17 protein-coding genes and 1 pseudogene are annotated in these 20,877 nt (G+C 38.8%); 15 read left to right on the top strand and 3 right to left on the bottom strand.

What is annotated here, in order from left to right; genetic code table 11:
- The 3 genes from alr (at position 1) to FC84_RS00080 (ending at position 1,905) form a co-directional block, all read left to right on the top strand.
- The gene (gene alr, locus FC84_RS00090) at positions 1 to 1,134 is read left to right on the top strand and encodes an alanine racemase (protein ID WP_057753494.1); all 1,134 of its coding nucleotides are present in this window, start codon (positions 1 to 3) and stop codon (positions 1,132 to 1,134) included.
- Between the two features lie 150 nt (positions 1,135 to 1,284).
- Positions 1,285 to 1,527 carry a hypothetical protein gene (locus FC84_RS00085; RefSeq protein WP_057753491.1) on the top strand — a complete coding sequence of 81 codons (243 nt, stop codon included), beginning with the start codon at positions 1,285 to 1,287 and terminating at the stop codon, positions 1,525 to 1,527.
- Between the two features lie 15 nt (positions 1,528 to 1,542).
- A complete protein-coding gene (locus tag FC84_RS00080; RefSeq protein ID WP_057753488.1) occupies positions 1,543 to 1,905 on the top strand; it encodes a type II toxin-antitoxin system PemK/MazF family toxin in 363 nt (120 codons plus the stop codon).
- Between the two features lie 83 nt (positions 1,906 to 1,988).
- On the opposite strand, the gene cbpA is transcribed toward FC84_RS00080, so the two are convergent.
- On the bottom strand, positions 1,989 to 2,651 hold the full coding sequence (gene cbpA / locus FC84_RS00075; RefSeq protein ID WP_057753485.1) for a cyclic di-AMP binding protein CbpA: 663 nt from the start codon (positions 2,649 to 2,651) through the stop codon (positions 1,989 to 1,991).
- Positions 2,652 to 2,768: 117 nt separating this feature from the next.
- On the opposite strand from cbpA, the gene FC84_RS00070 reads away from it, so the two are divergent.
- A complete protein-coding gene (locus tag FC84_RS00070; protein WP_057753482.1) occupies positions 2,769 to 3,449 on the top strand; it encodes an O-methyltransferase in 681 nt (226 codons plus the stop codon).
- 61 nt (positions 3,450 to 3,510) lie between these two features.
- Here FC84_RS00070 and FC84_RS00065 read toward each other — a convergent pair whose 3' ends face one another.
- Together FC84_RS00065 and FC84_RS00060 are read right to left on the bottom strand one after the other, a co-directional pair.
- Positions 3,511 to 4,899: a L,D-transpeptidase family protein gene (locus tag FC84_RS00065; RefSeq protein WP_057753481.1), complete on the bottom strand. Its 1,389-nt coding sequence runs from the start codon at positions 4,897 to 4,899 to the stop codon at positions 3,511 to 3,513.
- Positions 4,900 to 5,089: 190 nt separating this feature from the next.
- Positions 5,090 to 6,067, bottom strand: coding sequence for an L-lactate dehydrogenase (locus FC84_RS00060; RefSeq protein ID WP_057753478.1), 978 nt, complete (start codon positions 6,065 to 6,067; stop codon positions 5,090 to 5,092).
- 573 nt (positions 6,068 to 6,640) lie between these two features.
- On the opposite strand from FC84_RS00060, the gene pth reads away from it, so the two are divergent.
- From pth to lysS, 11 genes and pseudogenes are all read left to right on the top strand, one after another.
- Positions 6,641 to 7,201 carry an aminoacyl-tRNA hydrolase gene (pth, locus tag FC84_RS00055; protein ID WP_057753474.1) on the top strand — a complete coding sequence of 187 codons (561 nt, stop codon included), beginning with the start codon at positions 6,641 to 6,643 and terminating at the stop codon, positions 7,199 to 7,201.
- A 137-nt stretch (positions 7,202 to 7,338) separates the two neighbouring features.
- Entirely contained in the window at positions 7,339 to 10,890 is a 3,552-nt protein-coding gene (gene mfd, locus FC84_RS00050; RefSeq protein WP_057753471.1) for a transcription-repair coupling factor, read from the top strand.
- Positions 10,891 to 10,937: 47 nt separating this feature from the next.
- On the top strand, positions 10,938 to 11,192 hold the full coding sequence (locus FC84_RS00045; RefSeq protein ID WP_057753467.1) for an RNA-binding S4 domain-containing protein: 255 nt from the start codon (positions 10,938 to 10,940) through the stop codon (positions 11,190 to 11,192).
- A gap of 170 nt (positions 11,193 to 11,362) precedes the next feature.
- Entirely contained in the window at positions 11,363 to 11,773 is a 411-nt protein-coding gene (locus tag FC84_RS00040; RefSeq protein ID WP_057753464.1) for an FtsB family cell division protein, read from the top strand.
- Between the two features lie 70 nt (positions 11,774 to 11,843).
- Positions 11,844 to 12,326, top strand: a complete 483-nt coding sequence (locus FC84_RS00035; RefSeq protein ID WP_057753461.1) for a S1 domain-containing RNA-binding protein — start codon at positions 11,844 to 11,846, stop codon at positions 12,324 to 12,326.
- Between the two features lie 83 nt (positions 12,327 to 12,409).
- On the top strand, positions 12,410 to 13,771 hold the full coding sequence (gene tilS / locus FC84_RS00030; protein ID WP_057753458.1) for a tRNA lysidine(34) synthetase TilS: 1,362 nt from the start codon (positions 12,410 to 12,412) through the stop codon (positions 13,769 to 13,771).
- A gap of 74 nt (positions 13,772 to 13,845) precedes the next feature.
- Positions 13,846 to 14,382 carry a hypoxanthine phosphoribosyltransferase gene (gene hpt / locus FC84_RS00025; protein WP_057753455.1) on the top strand — a complete coding sequence of 179 codons (537 nt, stop codon included), beginning with the start codon at positions 13,846 to 13,848 and terminating at the stop codon, positions 14,380 to 14,382.
- A gap of 85 nt (positions 14,383 to 14,467) precedes the next feature.
- A pseudogene (gene ftsH, locus FC84_RS00020) lies at positions 14,468 to 16,648 on the top strand (ATP-dependent zinc metalloprotease FtsH); the annotation flags it as partial.
- A 422-nt stretch (positions 16,649 to 17,070) separates the two neighbouring features.
- On the top strand, positions 17,071 to 17,949 hold the full coding sequence (gene hslO, locus FC84_RS00015; RefSeq protein WP_057753452.1) for an Hsp33 family molecular chaperone HslO: 879 nt from the start codon (positions 17,071 to 17,073) through the stop codon (positions 17,947 to 17,949).
- A 115-nt stretch (positions 17,950 to 18,064) separates the two neighbouring features.
- Positions 18,065 to 19,000, top strand: coding sequence for a tRNA dihydrouridine synthase DusB (dusB, locus tag FC84_RS00010; protein WP_236697745.1), 936 nt, complete (start codon positions 18,065 to 18,067; stop codon positions 18,998 to 19,000).
- A gap of 70 nt (positions 19,001 to 19,070) precedes the next feature.
- Positions 19,071 to 20,546, top strand: coding sequence for a lysine--tRNA ligase (lysS, locus tag FC84_RS00005; RefSeq protein WP_057754229.1), 1,476 nt, complete (start codon positions 19,071 to 19,073; stop codon positions 20,544 to 20,546).
- Positions 20,547 to 20,877: the final 331 nt, after the last annotated feature.

Raw genomic sequence — 20,877 nt, 5'->3', positions numbered from 1 at the left:
ATGCAACCATCATACTTACGACCAACTTATATTGAAGTTGACCAACAGGCCATCTATCATAATGTTCATGAAGAAAAAAAACGTCTAAATCCAGAGACGGCTTTATTTGCCGTTGTTAAAGCTGATGCATATGGACATGGGCTAGTTCCAGTTGCCCGTGTTTGTCAAGAGGCCGGTGCCACTGGTTTTTGTGTTGCAACGATTGATGAAGCATTAGCCTTGCGCGCTGCTCAGATTGCTGCTCCAATTTTGGTTTTAGGGATTACCAGCCCTCAAGCAGCACCAATTGCTGCTGCTCAAAATATTGCGTTAGCTGTTGGCGATCAAGACTGGTTAACTATGGCGACACCGTTACTAAAAGCCGTACCAGATTGTCCACAATTAAAGCTTCACTTTGCCACGGATACTGGGATGGGACGAATTGGTTTTACCGATGTTGATGCGTTAAAAGCTGCCGCAGCGTTCGTTAAAGCATCAGCTTATTTAACGCTAGAGGGGATTTTTACTCACTTTGCCACGGCTGATGAAAAAGATACGACTTATTTTGAAAAGCAAGTAGCTAAGTTTAAAGTATTGTTAAATGCACTTCCTGAACGGCCTAAATACGTTCATGTTGCTAATTCTGCAACTAGTTTATGGCATGAAGCTTGTCAATGTAACATGATTCGTTTTGGCGTTGCCATTTATGGCTTGAATCCATCGGGAAGTACGTTAGCAGCTCCTTATGAATTACAACCTGCATTATCGTTATACAGTGAGTTAGTTTTTGTTAAGCAAATTCATGTCGGTGATTCCGTGAGTTATGGTGCTACTTACACAGCCAAAAACGACGAGTGGATTGGTACAATTCCGATTGGCTATGCGGATGGTTGGCTACGAAGAATGTCAGGAATGTCCGTTTTAATTAAAGGCAAACGTTGTCCAATTGTTGGCCGAGTTTGTATGGATCAGGTTATGGTCCGAATGCCAGAAAAATTTGCAGTTGGTGAGAAAGTTACGCTAATTGGTCATGATGAAGATGACGAGATTACTTTGCAAGAGGTCGCTGATTACGCGCAAACTATTCATTATGAAATTGCTTGTGGTTTACACGATCGGATTCCTCGTCATTATTTACCCAAACGAGAAGACTAAGTTACTAACTTCAATAATCCATTAATTAAAAAGTAAGATAATTAGGCCCTCATGACCTGGTTGTCTTGCTTTTTTTAGGAGACATGTTATTATTTTTTTAGTTAGACTTATATTATTAGTATTGTCCAGTGACAATCGGAGGGGTTTCAGATGGCACTTATGGTTGATGATCAATTGATGACAGAGGTAGATCCACATTTACGTCATGCCTTATTGCAGTATTGTGAGTTTTACCAGCTTGATCCAGAAAACGTTGTTGAAGAAGCTGTGAGTGATTTTCTTTATCATCACAATCAAACAGTGGCGAGTTTAGTGCATGGTTATGCAGAAATGGCCTCGCTAAATTCTGAAATTTGTCAAGAATGCGCTGGTTGTGAAGCAAAAATAGATTAGATGTGAGTTGATTAAATGGAGCAAAAAGAATTTAAGCGTGGCGATATCTTTTTCGCTGATTTATCGCCGGTCGTTGGTTCAGAACAGGGCGGAATGCGGCCGGTTTTGATTATTCAAAACGACGTGGGCAATCATTATAGTCCAACGGTTATCATTGCGGCTATCACGGCTAAAATTACCAAACCGAAGATGCCAACCCATGTCGGCATAACTAATGCGAAAGACGGCATAGAACGCGATTCAGTGATTTTATTAGAGCAGGTAAGGACAATAGACAAGCAACGTTTAAAAGAGCGTGTGACGCATTTAAACGATGAAAGAATGAATGCTGTTGACCACGCCTTGCAAATTAGCTTAGGGTTAGTTGCTACTAAGTAATTACATACAATTAGTTGTTAATGTTTAATTCATAGGTAATAAAAAAGGATCTGAGAATTTCTCAGGTCCTTTATCTTTGTCATTTATTTATCTTCATCTAAAATTGTGTCACCAGATTGTAAATCGTCTATTTCTGCAACATGATATTTTTTCTTTTCTAAACGTTCAACGATTTGATTAAGTGTTTTACGATCAACACCTGCTGGTAAAGTCATTAAAGTCCGGCGTACTGATGAGCCCTTTTTAGCATCCAAAGTAATGCAGGCTTCAATTGAGGTATACTTAGTAATGATCTTAGACATTTCTTCAAGTTCGCCACGTTCACCAGTCGACATGATCGTTAGAACGTAACTACTAATATCTAAGTTCCAAGCTTCTGATAACATTTCTAGTAACTTGGCATGAGTTAAAATACCATAGAAGTTATGGCTTTCATCTAAAACTGCAATATAAGGTAAATCTTTAATATTGAAAAATACTTTAAAGAATGGTGAATCAACATCAATTGTTTTGGTGGTATTTTTTAGTAAGTAGGTGACAGGTAATTGCATGTTACCACCTTGAGATTTATGGCGATAGATATGCATTTTGTAAATATTGCCACGAAAGATTTTACCTGAAGCATCTAGAATTGGGACACAACGGTATCCGGAGTCTTCAAGAATATTAAGTGCCTCTTCTAATGTTGCTGTTTCATTAACGGTCGTTAATTTATCTTTTTGCAAAACCAATGTCTTGATGAGCATAATGTTCCCTCCAAGGTCTTTAACTTCGTTGCTATCATAACATAAATTGACAGTATTGGAAATATATGAGAGCTTAATAAGAGTCACTTAAACAAAAATATGGGAGTCAAATGAGAAATGCGTAATGAAATGATGTCACGTCCAGTTGTAAAACCTGAAGTTTTAAATTTTTTAAGACAACAAATCGTACCACTTAGCTCCAAATTACTCCAAATTCAACATGAAGCAAATACTAAGCGAATTCCCATAATTCCCCAAGAAACAGTGAGTTATTTATATCAATTGGTCACTCAACGACAACCTAAAGCAATATTAGAAGTGGGAACGGCGATTGGTTTTTCATCATCGTTATTCGTTGAAGCAACCCAAAAACAAGCTCAAATAACAACAATTGATCGTTTTGAAACGATGTATCATCATGCTAGAGCTAATTGGGAGCAGCTAGGCTATTCTGAGAATATCCAATTATTAACAGGTGATGCTGCAGATATTTTACCAACGTTAACGACACAGTATGATTTAATTTTTTTGGATGCGGCCAAAGCGCAATACATTAAATTTCTACCTGAAGCTTTACGTCTATTAGCACCTCACGGTATTTTATTGATTGATGACGTGTTGCAGGGTGGCAGTATTTTTGAACCTGAAACAACCATTCGGCATCGTGACAAAGGTATTCATCGCAAATTGAATCAGTTGTTAACCACGGTGTATGCTGATCCTAATTTGTTGACCACTTTGTTACCGCTTGGCGATGGTTTATTACAAATTACTAAAGTTGAAGCTACAACAAAATAAAATGAAAAGTGCACATATAAAAAAGCTTGAGGAAATTTCCTCAAGCTTTTTTAAATTCAATTTAGAAGACAACAACTGGCATGCCGGTTGAAACCATATTGAAGATTTTAGCAACAGTAGCAGGAGGTGTATTAATACAACCATGGGAACCATGAGTCTTATACCAATCACCGCCATATTGTGGTTGCCATGGTGAATCGTGAATACCAACACCAGTATCATCAATTGGCATCCAATAAGCAACTTTAGAAGCGTATTTACTACCGTTATCATTTTCACCACGAAGTGTGGAGTTACGTTCTTTAGCCCAGATAGCCCAAACACCGACTGGAGTATCGTGGCCGTTAGGATTACCTGTAACAACATCTGTATCAATCTTTAATTGACCGTTCATATAAACCCACATGTGTTGATTTTGTTTATCAACTTCAATGTAAGTATTGCCAATATCGCTTAATGCATCGCCGTATCCGTCCTTGGAGTAGCCTGTGCCTACGATAACTGGTTCGCGCGTAAAGTCTTTGCCGGCTAAAATTACATCAGTTAACTTTGGTAATTCACTAGCAGAATTAATACTCCAACCATAAATACCAGCAGGAACGGTAACGACACCACGTTTAGTCGATTTAAATTGGCGTGATTTATTATAGGTTGCATACTTGTCATTGAGTGAGCTCAAGTATGCTTTCATAGCTGTTTGATCAAGGGTGATTTTACCGTCAGAATAACCAAGCCACTGATGAATCATTGCCGGGGTGATTGTTTCGGTCTTACCGGCAATCGTATATTTACCCGTAATCGTGTCGATTTTTTTGATTTTGGCTAATTGTTCAGTGAGCTGCGCATCATTCTTTGTAACTTTTGCTTGTTGATGACTATCAGCAAGTTGAACCTTTGGCTGGCCCTTGCTAACTGCTTCTTTAACCGCCTTAGTAACTGCTGATTTATCAAAGGTTTGACCAGCTACTTCTGGTTTGATTTGATAATTATCGTTGGTTTTAACAATTTTAGCATCTTGTGGTGCTTGCCGGCCTTGGTTAAGGGTAGTTAAGGTTTGATCAACGTATTGATTAAGCTTTTGTTGATCAATGTTAATCATCGCATTGGTTGTGCTTTCTGCCCTAACCGTAGTGGTTGGCAACCATGAATTTTGCGTTCGCATGATTTTTTTCAAATAGGCAGTGGAATTTTGTGTAATACCTAGTTCTTTGCCTGAAACCTGAGTTAATTTTGTCTTTTGGTCATAGAGGGTAAAATTACTATCCCGCAATGTTTTGGCAACCTTTTGCTTTGCTTGAGGGTAGGAGAGTTTGCTAATATCAACGTCTTCTACTTTAGTGCCGGGCAGAAAATGGGATTGGTAATAAACCCCACGGTATGTGTAGAATGCGCCTAATACAACCACTGCCGCACCAATCACGCTAAGCAGTATTTTGGTTCCCTTTTTCATTTGTTTCACCTTATCCTGTTTGGTCTATATTTCCACACACATTATAACAAGCTATTCGTTATTTTAAAACGAACACGTTCTAACTTTAGACTGACTTAAGATTCTTTAAGGTTATTGTGGGAAATTATTATATAAAAAAGACCTGAGATAAAATCTCAGATCTTTTTAGAAGTCATTAATCAATTGTTAATTATTGACGAGTTTCGATACCAGTTGCTTCAAAAGCATCGTCTAAAACTTTCTTCAATTGATCAGCTGAAGCATGCATAGCTTGTGATTCGTGATCGTTCAAAGGAATATCAATAACGTTTGTTACACCTTCGCGACCAAGAACAGCAGGAGTACCGATATAGATATCGTTCAAACCATAATCGCCATCCATGTAAACAGATAATGGTAAGATTGCATGTTCGTCATTAAGAATAGCACGAGTAATACGAGCTAAAGCAGTAGCGATACCATAGAAAGTAGCACCCTTTAAGTCGATGATCTTGTAAGCAGCATCACGGACATCTTCGAAGATTTGAACAAGTTTGTTTTCGTCCATTTCAGGATGTTGTTTAACCCATTCAGAGATCTTAACACCACCGATGTTAGCGTGTGACCAAACAGCAAATTCAGAATCACCATGTTCACCCATGATATAAGCATGGACGGAACGAGCATCTACTTGAACCATGTCTGCAATTTCTTGACGAAGACGTAATGTATCAAGAGAAGTACCAGTACCAACGACGCGTTCCTTAGGGAAGCCTGAAAGACGCCAAGTAGCATAAGTCAAAATATCAACAGGGTTAGCAGCAACAACGAAGATACCTTTGAATCCTGATTCAACGATAGGATCAACGATTGACTTCAAGATCTTCAAGTTCTTGTTAACTAAGTCTAAACGAGTCTCACCTGGTTTTTGTGGTGCACCGGCAGTAATAACCACAACATCAGCATCAGCTGCGTCAGAATATTCTGCAGAATAGACTTTCTTAGGAGAAGTGTATGGTAAAGCATTAGAAAGGTCAATGGCATCACCTTGAGTTTTACCTTTGGCGATATCAACGATACCAATTTCTTGAGCAATTCCTTGAAGTACTAATGCATAAGCATAACTTGAACCTACGGCGCCATCACCGACAAGTAATACTTTTTGACGATCTTTTGTTTGATTTGACATATAAGATTCATCCTTTCCGATTTCAATAATTAAGGCCTTTTAAAGTATAACACATTCATAAATGTTTAACAGAAAAAAATTACTTATTTTCATGAAAAAATTTGTTAGTTACAACAGTATCGATGGCGGAATTAACGGCTGATCTTGTGAATTCGCTTCAAAATTAATGCAACCGTTTTCGGTAAAGCAAAGGCTGAATGTTTGACATTTTCAAAACGAATCATTAATCTTTTTCTGTTTTATATTTAACATGTAGCTTATACGATAAAATCCTTTAATCAAACAGTATTTGACAATCTTAGTACATTCAATATTATCTAACTAATTCAGAATATTCACAAGCAACTTGCTCTATAATGAATCATTTTGCAAATCTTTAAAAATAGTGATTATAGCAACAGTCAAAGAACACTGTAATACTTTACGGTTGTTTGAATTAATAAATGCGTGGATTTGTGCTATAATTTGTCGCTGATACTTAGTGCACTGATTTTTTTCAACTATATAATTGATGTTTTAGTCATTTTAAAAATAAAAAGATAAGTCATCATAAATAAGGTGAGGGTAAAAATAATGAGAATGATTGTTGGTTTAGGAAATCCAGGTCAAAAATATGAACATACTAAACATAATGTGGGTTTTGATACTGTTCAACAGTTAGCAGATAGTTTGAATTTACAATTGACGAAAAATGAATTTTCAGCGTTAACAGCGACAACTAAGATTAATGGTGAAAAAGTAATGCTGGTTAAACCGCTGACTTACATGAATGATTCAGGAAGAGCAGTTGGCGACTTAATGCGCTATTATCAGTTTGAACCAGAAGAGATTGCTGTGATTCAAGATGATTTGGATATGCCTGTTGGCAAGTTGCGCTTGCGAACACATGGTGCTTCTGGTGGTCATAATGGCATTAAGAGTATTATTGCAGCAACTGGGAGCCAGAATTTTAATCGGGTTAAAATTGGTATTCAACATCCTGATCGTTCTAAAGTAGTTGATTGGGTTTTAACACCATTTTCTAAAGATGATTTACCAGTTGTCTTAACGGCAATGGACAATGCTGTTGCTGCATTATCACTTTGGGTTAAAGAAGAAAAAGATTTTCCACAATTAATGAATCAGTTTAATTAACGATTAAACGTAATTTTAGTAATTAATCACGTTTTTAATGATAATTATGATTTAGATGTCGCCTTTATACCAAACACAATTGATTTTCAATTAAAGAAGTTATTAACAGAAGTCGAATTTACCATTGGGAGACTTTCATGAATTTAATTAATTATTTTAGTCAGCGTATTAATTTAGCTGATATTTTAACGGACTGGTCTGCACCTAAACGCCGCTTAGTAACAGGATTAAATGGGTCAGCTGAGTCATTATATATTGCCGGTTTAGTTCAAGCGGCTCAACAACCGGTTTTATTTGTTGTGGACAATGGCCTGCATGCTAGCAAATTTGTTGATGATTTAACCAACTTGTTATCAAGCGATCAGGTTTTTTATTTTCCAGTTGAAGAAGTTGTTGCGGCCCAAGGTGCCATTAGTTCACCAGAATCACGTAATTTGCGTATTCAGGCACTAAACTTCTTATTAAGTAAACAACCCGGCGTTGTGGTGACAACAGTGGCTGGCTTACTTTATCACTTAACGGCTGCTGACAAGTTTAAGCAAGCCGTGTTATCTGTTCGTCAAGATGGCGAGTTAGAGATTACAGCCTTACCTGAACAACTAGTAGCCATGGGTTATGAACGACAAAAATTAGTGGCCAAACCAGGTGAGTTTGCTATTCGTGGGGACATTATTGATATTTTTCCCCTTGATGCTGAAGATCCCCTACGGATTGAATTATTCGGTGATGAAGTTGATAGTCTGCGTCGCTTTGACTTGGCTACTCAGCGCAGTATTGAAAATCTCACTGAAGCAACGATCTTACCGGCTAATGATCGTTTATTAACTTTGGCTGATCGGCAAAGAGGCGCAGCAAAAATTCAACAAGAAGTCGCATTAGAAGCTAAAAAAATTGAAGCCAAAGATCCAACCAGAGCTAAAACTTTAGTTGACTACTTCAACACAATTACGAGTCAATTAGAAGAAGGTATTTTAGCTGATGGTTCCGAATTGCTGTTAAGTTATTTAACTGATCAAGTTCAGACGATTGACGATTATTTAAGTGAAACCGGGATTGTGGCCTTTGATGATAATGCTCGTTTGTTGGATAAAGCAGATGAATTGGCTCAAAATTTAGCTGATTGGCAGATTGATCAAATGGCTCAAGGTCGTTTTTTAGCAAACCAACAAGTACAAGCTGATTTTCACGATGTTCAACACCATTTAGTGCAACGGCAACTGTTCTTGTCACTGTTCCAAAAAGGAATGGGCAAATTACGTTTTGATGAAATGACGAATGTTTCAATGCGCACGGTGCAACAATTCTTTAGTCAAATGCCTTTGATTAAAACGGAAATGGATCGTTGGCATAAACAGAAACGGACAGTGTTGTTGTTAATTCCAGAAGAGTCGCGACGGCAACATTTACAACAAACTTTTCGTGATTTCGAAGTTAAAGTGACTTTGGCTGATGAAAACCAAATTGAATTAGATGAACTACAATTAATTGCTGGTAATTTGCATAATGGTTTTGAAATTCCCGAGGCTAACTTGGTTGTTTTGACAGAATGGGAATTGTTCAATCGGGTTAAGAAAAATGTTCCCGTTCGCCGACAAACCATGGCGAACACGGAACGGCTGCGAAGTTACAGTGAGTTAAAACCTGGTGACTATGTTGTTCATGTTAATCACGGAATTGGTCGTTACGAAGGTATGCAGACGCTAGAGGTTGATGGCGTTCATCGTGATTATTTAACGATTACCTATCAAAATAATGCGCAAGTATTTATACCGGTTGACCAACTTAATTTAATTAGTAAGTATGTTTCTGCAGAAGGTAAAACGCCGCATATTAATAAATTAGGCGGTGCTGAGTGGCAGAAAACCAAGCGCAATGTTGCGAGTAAAATTGAAGATATTGCTGATGAATTAATCGAGCTTTATGCTAAGCGTCAATCTGAGAAGGGGTTTGCTTTTGCACCGGATGACGATTTGCAGCAGCAATTTGAAAATGAGTTCCCCTATTCGGAGACACCTGATCAATTGCGGAGTACCCAAGAAGTTAAACGGGATATGGAGCAAGAGCGACCAATGGATCGTTTATTGGTTGGTGACGTTGGCTTTGGTAAAACTGAAGTGGCTTTGCGGGCAGCGTTCAAAGCTGTTGAAAATAATAAGCAAGTTGCATTTTTAGTCCCAACAACGATTTTGGCACAGCAGCATTTTGAGACGATGAAAGATCGGTTCGCTGATTTTCCAATTAATGTGGCTATGATGTCGCGTTTTCAGACGAGTGCTGAAAATAAGTTGACAGTTCAAGGTTTGAAAAAAGGCACAATCGATATTGTCGTGGGAACTCATCGTATTTTGTCTAAGGATGTTAGTTTCCAGGATTTAGGTTTGTTAATTGTTGATGAGGAACAACGCTTTGGAGTTAAGCACAAAGAGCGTTTGAAACAATTACGTGCTAATGTGGATGTACTGACTTTAACAGCGACGCCGATTCCGCGTACACTGCACATGTCAATGATCGGTGTGCGAGATTTATCCGTAATTGAAACACCACCAACGAACCGTTATCCGATCCAAACTTACGTTATGGAACAAAATGCTGGGGCAATTCGTGAAGCGATTCAGCGCGAAATGGAACGGCATGGTCAGGTTTTCTATTTGCATAATCGGGTTGGCGATATCGAACGAACTGTCGCGCAACTACAAGCATTAGTACCAGACGCTACGATCGGTTTTGCTCATGGGCAAATGACCGAAAATGAATTAGAGAATGTTATTTACAGTTTCATTAATGGTGAATTTGATGTCCTAGTTACAACGACAATTATTGAGACGGGTGTCGATATGCCCAATGCCAATACTTTAATTATCGAAAATGCCGATCGCTATGGCTTGTCACAACTTTATCAGCTTCGTGGTCGAGTCGGTCGTTCTAGTCGGATTGCTTATGCTTATTTAATGTATCAACCGGCCAAAGTATTAACTGAAGTGGGCGAACAGCGGCTACAAGCAATTAAAGATTTTACAGAATTAGGTTCTGGTTTTAAGATTGCAATGCGCGATTTGTCTATTCGTGGTGCTGGTAATCTGTTGGGTAAGCAACAACATGGCTTTATTAATTCGGTTGGTTTTGATTTGTATTCGCAAATGTTAAACGATGCCGTTAAGAAGAAGCAACATCACCAAACACCAACAGTTTCAAATGCAGAATTGAAATTAACATTAGATGCTTACTTGCCGGATAACTATGTTAATGATAGCCGGCAAAAGATTGAAATCTATAAGCGGATTCGCCAAATAGAAAATGTTCCTCAACTTGAAGAAATTCAAGCAGATTTGATTGATCGGTTTGGCGATTATCCTGTTGAAGTGGAGAATTTATTAACAGTCGGTCACTTAAAGCTATTGGCAGACGAAGCGCAAATTGCCGAAATAAAACAAGATGAACGTTCGCTAACGGTTATTTTTACTAAAGAAGGCACTAAAAAAGTCGATGGCGAAACGTTATTTGCCACATTAAGCGCGATTAATTATCGTGCAGATGTTAAAATTGAAGATGATTGCTACCAATTGAAGTTCCGTTTAACCAAAAAAGAGTCAACTAGTCAAGAATGGGTGCCTCAATTAATGGACTTCTTACAAGCAATTATTAATGTTTCAAGTACAGTTTCAAGTACATCAGTAACAAGTGCTGAGTGATGAAGTGAGTTATTAATAAAGAAGAGAATGATCATGAGGAGATAATGATGCGTTTAGATAAATATTTAAAAGTTTCACGGCTGATCAAACGGCGGACAGTCGCTAAAGAAATTGCTGATAAGGGCCGAATTAGCATTAACGGAAAGGTTGCTAAATCATCTACTGACGTTAAGATTGGCGATGAGTTAACCTTGTTATTTGGGAATAAAACATTAGTCGTTAAAGTTACCGACATGCGGGAAACAACCAAAAAAGATGAAGCCGAAAATATGTATGAAGTTGTTAGCGATACTAATAAGTAAAGTTGGCAAAGGTCACTGCGAATTTTTTGCGGTGACTTTTTTAACGGAGATTGTGTCTGCTTGGCGTAGCTTGTCTTTAAGTGTGATAAATAGTTTAAAAATTTCTCAATTAAACTACTTTTTAATACGACCATGTTATACTTTAGGTATCAAAATCTAGGAGCGAGCGCATGCAACAGCAAATACGGCCAAATAATAAAGTAACAAGTATCGGTAATCAGTTTGCCCAAGAAGCAGAACGTCAGCAGCAAATTGACGCACGTCGTCGTTATTTGCAGCATGTTCATCGTCGGCGATTATGGATTTTATTGGCAATTTTGCTAGTTATCCTGATTGGCTTGGGATCACAGATTATTAGAGGCAAGCAAACGAATAACGCGATTCAGCAACAAGTTCAAACCGAAAAGAAGCAATTAAGCAAGACTAAGGATAAAAGTGATAATCTAAAAATCCAAGTTAAGCAATTAAATAATAAAACCTACATTGAAAAGTTAATTCGTTATAAGTATGACTATTCTAAAAAAGGTGAGATCATCTTTACCTTGCCGGAGACAAATAGCTCAATTAATGCCAAAAACTAACTTGAATTGAACTTGTTCGGTGGTATACTTATTAAATAACAAAGAGTGGCCAAGGAGGAAATTTGGGTTTATGGCAGTTGAAATTGGGTCGAAGGTTACCGGAAAAGTAACCGGAATTACCAACTTCGGGGCGTTTATTGATTTGGGTTCAGGTCAAAGTGGTTTGGTTCATATCAGTGAGATCTCCAATCAGTATGTGAAAGACATCCATGATGTTTTGAGTGTTGGTGACACCGTTACAGTTAAAGTGGTTTCAAATCAAAATGGTAAGATTGGCTTGTCAATTAAACAAGCAACAGAACCACAAGCAACTGCAACTGTTCATCATCAATCAACACATGAACATCAGCCACATGAGCGACGCGAGAATAATTATAATAATCATCGCCGCAATTCAGGCGGCAACAGTCGTAATGGTCACGGCAACAACCATGGTCACGAAGATTTTGATGATATGCTTTCTGGCTTTTTAAAGGAAAGTGAAGATCGTCTTACTGCAATCAAACGTAACACTGAAGGTAAGCGTGGCGGTCGCGGCGGTCGTCGCGGCTAAGTATTAATATAATAGTTAAAAAGAGTTGAACTGTCGTGACGGTTCAGCTCTTTTTTTAAAGTAACGAAATTGGTGATGAAATGATGACGACATTAAAGCAAACATTCAATCAACATTGGCAACAGCTATTACCTCATGCGTCACAAAGTAAATTAATATTAGCTTTTTCCGGCGGGGTTGACTCAGCAGTATTATTAGATTTATTGACTCACTTACCTGAGACAACTCGACCAAACTTATCGCTGGCTTACTTTAATCATCAATTGCGAGCAGACAGCGATCAAGAAGAACAACTAGTACGGCAAATAGCAGCAGCGTATCAAGTGCCACTTCATATTGGCCATTGGCAGCATGGCCAACAGACTTCAGAAGCAACTGCACGGCAAGCACGTTATGATTTTTTGGCTGATGTTTTGCAAGAGACGGTTGCTGATGGCTTAATAACAGCCCATCATGGTGATGATTTACTCGAGACAATGCTATTGAAGTTGATCCGCTCTGGTGAATTGAATGAACTTCCAGGATTGAAATCGCTGACAAAATTTAGAGATTGGTCATTGTGGCGACCTTTATTGCCATTTAGCAAAGAAGCCTTGCGAGAATATGCAGGACAACAGCAATTGATTCATATTGAAGATACAACGAATCAATTGGACTTTACCCCACGCAATCGACTGCGTCATCATGTTGTGCCGATATTAAAACAAGAAAACCCACAACTACTAGCACATGCTAATTTGTTTAGCGATGAATTAGTGACACAACAAAAACTCGCACATCAGTTCCTCGGTCTGTGGTATGAAAAAATGAATTTAGAGCAAAAAAATGGCCAAATTAGTGGCACATTTCCTACTATTGAGCTAGATTTAATGGGATGGCAATTATTTTGGCAGGATTTTATGCAAATTTATTTACCGGACCTGCAGTGCGATCATCAGCAATTGCAACAAATTGCAGCACTAACACGTGAGTCTCAGGGACATCATCGTGTTGATCTTCAAAATGATTGGTGCTTTTTACAGACATACCAGCAATTTACATTTAAACAATTTGTACCGGAGCAAACAAACAGTACCAAAACTGAAATAAGTTATTCATTGCCTTTAAACCAATGGCAGCAAGTTGATGACGATCAGTTTGGTGTTTTTGAGCAAATCCCACTTAATTTCACTGGTGAGTTGGTGGCACAATTGCAAGTCAATGTTGTTCCTACCGCGTTTACGTTGCGCCATCGCCAAGTTGGTGATCGTGTACAACTGACTAACGGTCATTGGCAAAAATTAAGTCGGCGGCAGATTGATGCCAAAGTTCCTTTTTCACAACGAGATCAAGCTTGGGTTTTAGTAGCTGCTGATCAAATTTTGTGGGTGCAAAATATCTATAATTATAAATTGTCGAATGTTGGAGAAACTGCTAAAATTATTTATGTATTAAGAAAAAATTAGTGGAGTATGGCAATCGATTAAATAGCTTTATTTTTTAGTTGAGGGCTTGCTTAATTTTAATTAAGGAGATTAACATGCACGATAATATTGAGAAAATCATCGTTTCACAAGATGAAATTCAAGAAATTGTAGCTCGCTTGGGTCAACAGCTTCGTGAGGATTATCAAGGAAAAAATCCAATCTTCATTTGTATTTTGAAAGGTGCCGTAATGTTCATGACTGATTTAGTCAGAGCATACGATGATTTTTCGGAGATTGAGTTTATGGATGTTTCTAGTTACGGCGATGAATTAGAATCTAGTGGTGAAGTCAAAATCATCAAAGATTTAGATGTGCCAGTTAAAGATCGTAATATTGTTATTGTTGAAGATATTATTGATACTGGCCGCACGCTAGATGCATTAATCAAACTGTTAACAACGCGTGGTGCCGCTTCGGTTAAAATTTGTACATTGCTCAGCAAGCCTGCTCATCGAATCCTAGATGTTCACGTTGATTATGTGGGTGTTGAAGTACCAGATGAGTTTCTCGTGGGCTATGGACTTGATTACCGTAATCAATATCGTAATTTGCCATATGTTGGCGTACTTAAGCCAGAAGTTTACGCATAAGATAATAGTCAAAAATGGTCAAATATGGTATGATAGCAACATTCGATTGCAAGCAAAGTAATCGTTTGAATTCAGGAGGTTGTAAATGAAAAATAACCGGAATCGCTTATTAAATAACGGTTTATTTTACATCATTGTTTTCGTCGCTATTGTTGGTGGCATTAGTTTCTTCTTTAACCATGGTAATAGTGGTTCTACTCAGTCAGTGAGCATGTCCGAATTTACCAGTCAGTTAAAAGCTGGCAAAGTTAAAGAGTTTAGCGTGCAACCAGCTAATGGTGTTTACCAAATCAGTGGTGCTTATAAAACCGCACAGAAGAGTTCAACACCAGCAGCAGGATTGTTGGGACAAGCTTCTTCGACATCAGTCACTGGCTTTACGACAACTTTGTTGCCTAATGATACGTCATTAGCACAAGTGACTAAACTAGCTCAAAATAAAGATGTGACCGTTCACGCTAAGGAAGAGTCACAATCTGGGGTTTGGATTAGTTTATTAACCATGTTATTGCCAACGGTCTTATTGTTTGTGTTCTTCTACTTCATGATGAACCAATCTGGCCAAGGCGGTGGCAGTGGTCGTGGTGTGATGAACTTTGGTAAATCCAAAGCCAAACCACAAGATCCTAAAAAGAACCAAGTACGTTTCTCTGACGTTGCCGGTGCAGAAGAAGAGAAACAAGAATTGGTTGAAGTTGTTGAGTTCTTGAAGAACCCTAAGAAATTCAGCGCTCTTGGTGCTAGAATTCCTAAAGGTGTTTTACTTGAGGGACCTCCAGGTACTGGTAAGACTTTACTTGCTCGTGCCGTAGCCGGTGAAGCAGGTGTGCCGTTCTTCTCTATTTCTGGTTCTGATTTCGTGGAAATGTTCGTCGGTGTTGGTGCTTCACGTGTACGTGACTTATTTGAAAACGCTAAGAAGAATGCACCTGCCATCATCTTTATCGATGAAATCGATGCCGTTGGTCGTCAACGTGGCGCTGGCATGGGTGGCGGTCATGATGAACGTGAACAAACTTTGAACCAATTATTAGTTGAAATGGATGGGTTCCAAGGCAATGAAGGTGTCATCGTAATTGCTGCAACTAACCGTTCTGATGTCTTAGATCCAGCCTTACTTCGTCCTGGTCGTTTTGACCGGAAGATCTTAGTTGGTCGTCCTGATGTTAAGGGCCGTGAAGCTATTTTGAAAGTTCACGCTAAAGATAAACCATTAGCACCAGATGTTGATTTGAAGGCTGTTGCTCGGGAAACACCAGGATTTGTTGGTGCTGACCTAGAGAACGTCTTGAATGAAGCAGCTTTGGTGGCAGCACGTCGTAATAAGACCCAAATTGACGCTAAAGATGTCGATGAAGCCGAAGATCGTGTCATTGCCGGTCCAGCTAAGAAAGACCGTGTCATTAGTGTTAAAGAACGTAATACTGTTGCTTATCACGAGGCTGGTCATGCCTTGATCGGTTTAGTTTTAAGTGATTCACGGACAGTTCGTAAAGTAACTATCGTCCCTCGTGGTCGCGCTGGTGGTTACGCTATTATGTTGCCACGTGATGATGAATTCTTATTAACTAAGAAAGAATTGAACGAACAGATTGTTGGCTTAATGGGTGGTCGTACCGCTGAAGAAATTATCTTTAACGCTGAATCATCTGGCGCTTCAAATGACTTCGAACAAGCTACTCAAATTGCCCGCAGTATGGTCACACAATATGGTATGTCAGAGAAATTAGGCACAGTTACCTTAGAAAGTGAATCACAACCATTCTTAGGGGCGTCCTATGGTCAACAACCACCATATTCTCAAGAAACTGCTGCTGCAATCGATCGTGAAGTTCGCAAGATTATTAACGAAGCACATCAACGTGCTTACGATATTATTCAAACTCATCGCGATCAACATAAATTAATTGCCGAAGCATTATTGAAGTATGAGACATTGGATGAGAAACAAATTTTAAGCTTGTTCAATGACGGCAAGATGCCTGAAGGAACAACTGATGACTATCCAAGTGAACACGCTGCTACTTTTGAAGAAGCTAAGCATGCACTTGAAGAAAAAGATGCACAACAAGAAGCTGATGATCATTCACATGATGATCATCACTCAAGTGGAACAACGAACAGTGAATCTACCGATCAGCAAGAAAATGAACAGTCTCAAGCAACTGACGCTCATGGACAAGATACTGATCAACAAGAAAAGATCCAAACTGAAGCTCAATCAACAGTCGCTCGTCCTGACGAAGTTCCTGTTGATACAGCTGCTGATGTTGAATCTCAAGTAACACCAGATGTTCCTGAAGTCAGTCATGAAATTCAAACACCTGATGATGTTGCTACTGGTTATCAATCAAGTCCCGCTGATGAAGAAGTGCCAGCTGATCCGGATAATCCTTATCCTAATGGTCATGATTCAGATGGTATTGATATTGATGATCTTGACGATGATGATTTAGATGATCACCATCCCCAGGCTTAATTGAATTAATACGGCTAGTTAGTAGCTGGTAAAAAAGACCTAGACAATTTTGTCTGGGTCTTTTTATCTATAATGAGCTATCAACGGTCGCTACTGTCTTAAGAAAACCGGGATGGCTACAATGATTAGTGGTAGATTTTTTAGCTTAATTAGTCTAGAATTATTGATTAAGACGTTTAAAAGGCGTAAATAGATTGTGAGGAATCATTGTGTCAGATTATTTAGTTAAAGGTATAACAGCTAATGGTGCTTTTCGAATGTTAGCAGTTGACGGAACAGAGCTTGTGCAGACAGCGCAAATCGATCATGATACTTGGTCTGCTTCTTCTGCTGCATTAGGACGGACATTAGTTGGGACACTATTATTAAGTAGTGCGTTATTAAAAGACGAAGAAAAATTGACAGTGCGTATTTTAGGTGATGGTCCAGTTGGTGCAATTGTTGCAGATGGCAATGCTCATGGAACAGTCAAAGGTTATCTTAGTCAGCCTCATGTTAACTTACCGCTGAATCCTGTTGGTAAAATTGATGTTCGTCGTGCTGTTGGGACTAACGGTATGATTAATGTCACTAAAGATTTAGGTTTAAAAGAGCCGTTCACGGGTCAAGTGCCAATTACTTCTGGTGAAATTGCTGAAGATTTGACCTACTATTTAGCAAAGTCTGAACAAATTCCATCAGCAATGGGATTATCCGTGTTTGTTAACCAAGATAATTCAATTGGTGTTGCTGGTGGTTTCTTAATTCAAGCACTACCAGGAGCTACGGATGAACAATTAACGCAACTTGAACATAATTTAAAAGACTTACCACTCGTCTCTGATTTGTTACGTCAGGGTAAAACACCAGAGGAAATTCTTCAAACGATTTTTGCTGGTGATGAGCTTAAGTTTTTAGAAAAAATGCCTGTGGCTTTCCAGTGCGATTGTTCTAAGGATCGTTTTGCTAAAGCATTGGCTACGTTGAGCCAAAATGATTTAAATGAAATGATTGAGCAAGATCATGGTGCAGAAGCTGTTTGCAAGTTTTGTGGTAAGAAGTATCAATTCACAGAAGAAGAATTAAAAGCACTAATACAATCAAAGTAAGTTGCAATTAGACTTGCTTTTTTGCTAAGATTAGACGGTTAAGAAATAGGAGCGAACGTACGTGGAGTGGCAAATTGGTAATGTGACAATTCCTAATCAAGTCGTCGTAGCACCTATGGCTGGTATTACAAATTCGGCTTTTCGCGTAATTTGTAAACAGTTTGGTGCTGGTTTGGTTGTTTGTGAAATGATCAGTGATCGTGGCATCATGCATCACAATCAAAAAACATTGAGTATGATGTTTGTGGATCCGCGCGAACATCCTGTTAGTATTCAGATTTTTGGTGGCACCCAAGAGACACTTGTGGCGGCTGCTAAATTCGTAGACCAACAAACAGACGCTGATATTATTGATATTAATATGGGCTGTCCGGTTAACAAGGTTACCAAAACGGATGCTGGTGCTAAGTGGTTGTTAGATCCTAACAAAGTCTATGAAATGGTATCAGCAGTGGTTGCTGCCGTAGAAAAACCAGTAACTGTTAAAATGCGAACTGGCTGGGATGATCAACATATATTAGCTGTTGAGAATGCTACTGCAGCCCAACGCGCTGGTGCGGCGGCTTTAGCGATGCATGGTCGTACGCGTAAACAAATGTATACTGGTACTGCAAACTGGGATATTTTAAAAGAGGTGCGGCAACATTTAACCATTCCGTTCATGGGTAATGGTGATGTCAAAACACCGCAAGACGCCAAACGGATGTTGACTGAAGTTGGGGCAGATGCTGTCATGATTGGTCGTGCCGCTTTGGGGAATCCTTGGATTTTAAAGGCGGTTAATCAATACCTAGCCACTGGTGAACTGATTGCTGAACCCACACCACGTGAGAAAATCATAATCGCCGAAGAAGAACTGTCATCGCTGGTCAAACTTAAAGGTGAACATCTAGCAGTTCCTGAATTTCGGCAACAAGCTGCCTATTATCTTAAGGGAATACCACGTTCTGCTCGAACTAAAGTTGCGATTAATGAAGCAACTACCGAAGCAGAAGTGGATCAACTATTAGAAGATTTTGTTGCTTCGTACGAGGCACGATTATCGTTATAAAACATTATATTGCGTAAAAGGGGTCATTGTTGTGGCAAATAAGAAAGTAAATCAAAATAATGAAGCAGACATGAACGATCAGTTAATTGTTCGTCGTGAAAAAATGCAAACGTTACGTGACGAGGGGATCGATCCTTTTGGCACAAAGTTTAAACGTTCACATTTATCTGCACAATTACATGAAGCGTTTGATAATGTTGAAAAAGAACAGCTTGAAACCGAAGTACCTGAAGTAACCATTGCTGGTCGCATGATTTCTAAGCGTGGTAAGGGTAAAGTTGGCTTTGCAGATATTCGTGACCGCAGTGGCAAAATCCAGATTTATGTTCGTAAAGACGTGGTTGGGGAAGAAAACTATCAAATTTTCAAGAAATCTGACTTAGGTGATTTCCTCGGTATTAATGGCGAAGTTATGAAAACTGATACTGGTGAGTTAACGATTAAAGCAACTCATGTTACTTTCTTGACAAAAGCCCTGCGTCCATTACCGGATAAGTTTCATGGCTTAAGTAATGTTGAACAAAAGTATCGTCAACGTTATTTGGACTTGATTGCTAACCAAGATAGTTTTGACCGTTTTGTTAAGCGCAGTAAAATTGTCAAAGCTGTTCGCGAATATTTAGACGGTGAAGGTTTCACAGAAGTTGAAACTTCTTCTTTGCATGCCCAGGCAGGTGGTGCTTCAGCTAAACCATTTATTACGCACCATAATGCTTTAGATATTGATCTCTATTTACGAATTGCACTTGAATTACAACTCAAACGTTTAATCGTCGGTGGTATGGAACGTGTCTATGAAATTGGACGCGTCTATCGTAATGAGGGGATTGATACTCGTCATAATCCAGAATTTACTGAATTAGAGACTTATGCTGCTTATTTTGATTTTAAAGACGTTATGGATGAAACCGAAGGGATTTTCCGTCATGCTGCCCATAGTGTATTAGCTAGTGGTAAAGTAACTTATCAAGGTCAAGAAGTAGACTTAGACCAACCCTTCCACCGTATTCATATGGTTGATGCTATTAAAGAACAAACTGGTGTTGATTTCTGGCAGGAAATGAGTCTAGAACAAGCACGTCGATTAGCCGATGAACATCATGTTCATTATGAAGAATATTGGCAAGTTGGCCATATTATCAATGAATTCTTTGAACAATTTGTTGAAGACACACTACAAGAACCTACTTTTGTTTATGGCCATCCAATTGAAGTTTCACCATTAGCTAAGAAGAACGCCGATGATCCACGCTTCACGGATCGTTTTGAGTTGTTCATCTTAGGTTCAGAGTACGCTAACGCCTTCTCTGAATTAAACGACCCAATTGACCAAAAAGCACGTTTTGAGGCACAAGATGCTGAACGTGATGCTGGTAATGACGAAGCCCATGGTGTCGACTATGACTTCATTGAAGCCTTAGAATATGGTATGCCACCAACTGGTGGATTAGGAATTGGCATTGATCGTTTAGTGATGTTATTAACTGACGCACCATCTATCCGTGACGTGTTACTCTTCCCAACCATGCGTCCTGAAAAAGAATAGATTTTTTTAGCCTTGATATCCTTGATATCAAGGCTTTTTTATGTTCTTGCCGGAAAATGTTTCGAAAAAATTGCAATTTCTTATTGACGTACTAAAGTCAAATTGATAAGATAGTTTAGGTTGTTAGCGACGAGCATTATGAAGCGTTGCCTTTATTGTCAGTTCAACATTCAAACGAAAAAGTTTTGAAAAAAGTTGTTGACATTGAAAAAGACAACATGTTATACTAATTGAGTTGCTGTTGCAACACAGTAGGCCTTTGAAAACTGAACAATGTTTCGAGTAATGTGCAGGGTTTATTACATTTAGTAATAAACAAACATTAACGAAG

Origin of the sequence: Lapidilactobacillus dextrinicus DSM 20335, assembly GCF_001436095.1 — a bacterium.
Lineage (GTDB): Bacteria > Bacillota > Bacilli > Lactobacillales > Lactobacillaceae > Lapidilactobacillus > Lapidilactobacillus dextrinicus.
The sequence above is the reverse complement of the archived record's forward strand: the minus strand, read 5'-3'. Positions and strand labels throughout refer to the sequence as shown.

Bases quoted from the DNA above. Each gene is read 5' to 3' on its own strand.
- alr (WP_057753494.1), top strand. From the start codon at position 1: ATGCAACCATCATACTTACGACCAACTTATATTGAAGTTGACCAACAG.
- FC84_RS00085 (WP_057753491.1), top strand. From the start codon at position 1,285: ATGGCACTTATGGTTGATGATCAATTGATGACAGAGGTAGATCCACAT.
- FC84_RS00080 (WP_057753488.1), top strand. From the start codon at position 1,543: ATGGAGCAAAAAGAATTTAAGCGTGGCGATATCTTTTTCGCTGATTTA.
- cbpA (WP_057753485.1), bottom strand. From the start codon at position 2,651: ATGCTCATCAAGACATTGGTTTTGCAAAAAGATAAATTAACGACCGTT.
- FC84_RS00070 (WP_057753482.1), top strand. From the start codon at position 2,769: ATGCGTAATGAAATGATGTCACGTCCAGTTGTAAAACCTGAAGTTTTA.
- FC84_RS00065 (WP_057753481.1), bottom strand. From the start codon at position 4,899: ATGAAAAAGGGAACCAAAATACTGCTTAGCGTGATTGGTGCGGCAGTG.
- FC84_RS00060 (WP_057753478.1), bottom strand. From the start codon at position 6,067: ATGTCAAATCAAACAAAAGATCGTCAAAAAGTATTACTTGTCGGTGAT.
- pth (WP_057753474.1), top strand. From the start codon at position 6,641: ATGAGAATGATTGTTGGTTTAGGAAATCCAGGTCAAAAATATGAACAT.
- mfd (WP_057753471.1), top strand. From the start codon at position 7,339: ATGAATTTAATTAATTATTTTAGTCAGCGTATTAATTTAGCTGATATT.
- FC84_RS00045 (WP_057753467.1), top strand. From the start codon at position 10,938: ATGCGTTTAGATAAATATTTAAAAGTTTCACGGCTGATCAAACGGCGG.
- FC84_RS00040 (WP_057753464.1), top strand. From the start codon at position 11,363: ATGCAACAGCAAATACGGCCAAATAATAAAGTAACAAGTATCGGTAAT.
- FC84_RS00035 (WP_057753461.1), top strand. From the start codon at position 11,844: ATGGCAGTTGAAATTGGGTCGAAGGTTACCGGAAAAGTAACCGGAATT.
- tilS (WP_057753458.1), top strand. From the start codon at position 12,410: ATGACGACATTAAAGCAAACATTCAATCAACATTGGCAACAGCTATTA.
- hpt (WP_057753455.1), top strand. From the start codon at position 13,846: ATGCACGATAATATTGAGAAAATCATCGTTTCACAAGATGAAATTCAA.
- dusB (WP_236697745.1), top strand. From the start codon at position 18,065: ATGGCTGGTATTACAAATTCGGCTTTTCGCGTAATTTGTAAACAGTTT.
- lysS (WP_057754229.1), top strand. From the start codon at position 19,071: ATGAACGATCAGTTAATTGTTCGTCGTGAAAAAATGCAAACGTTACGT.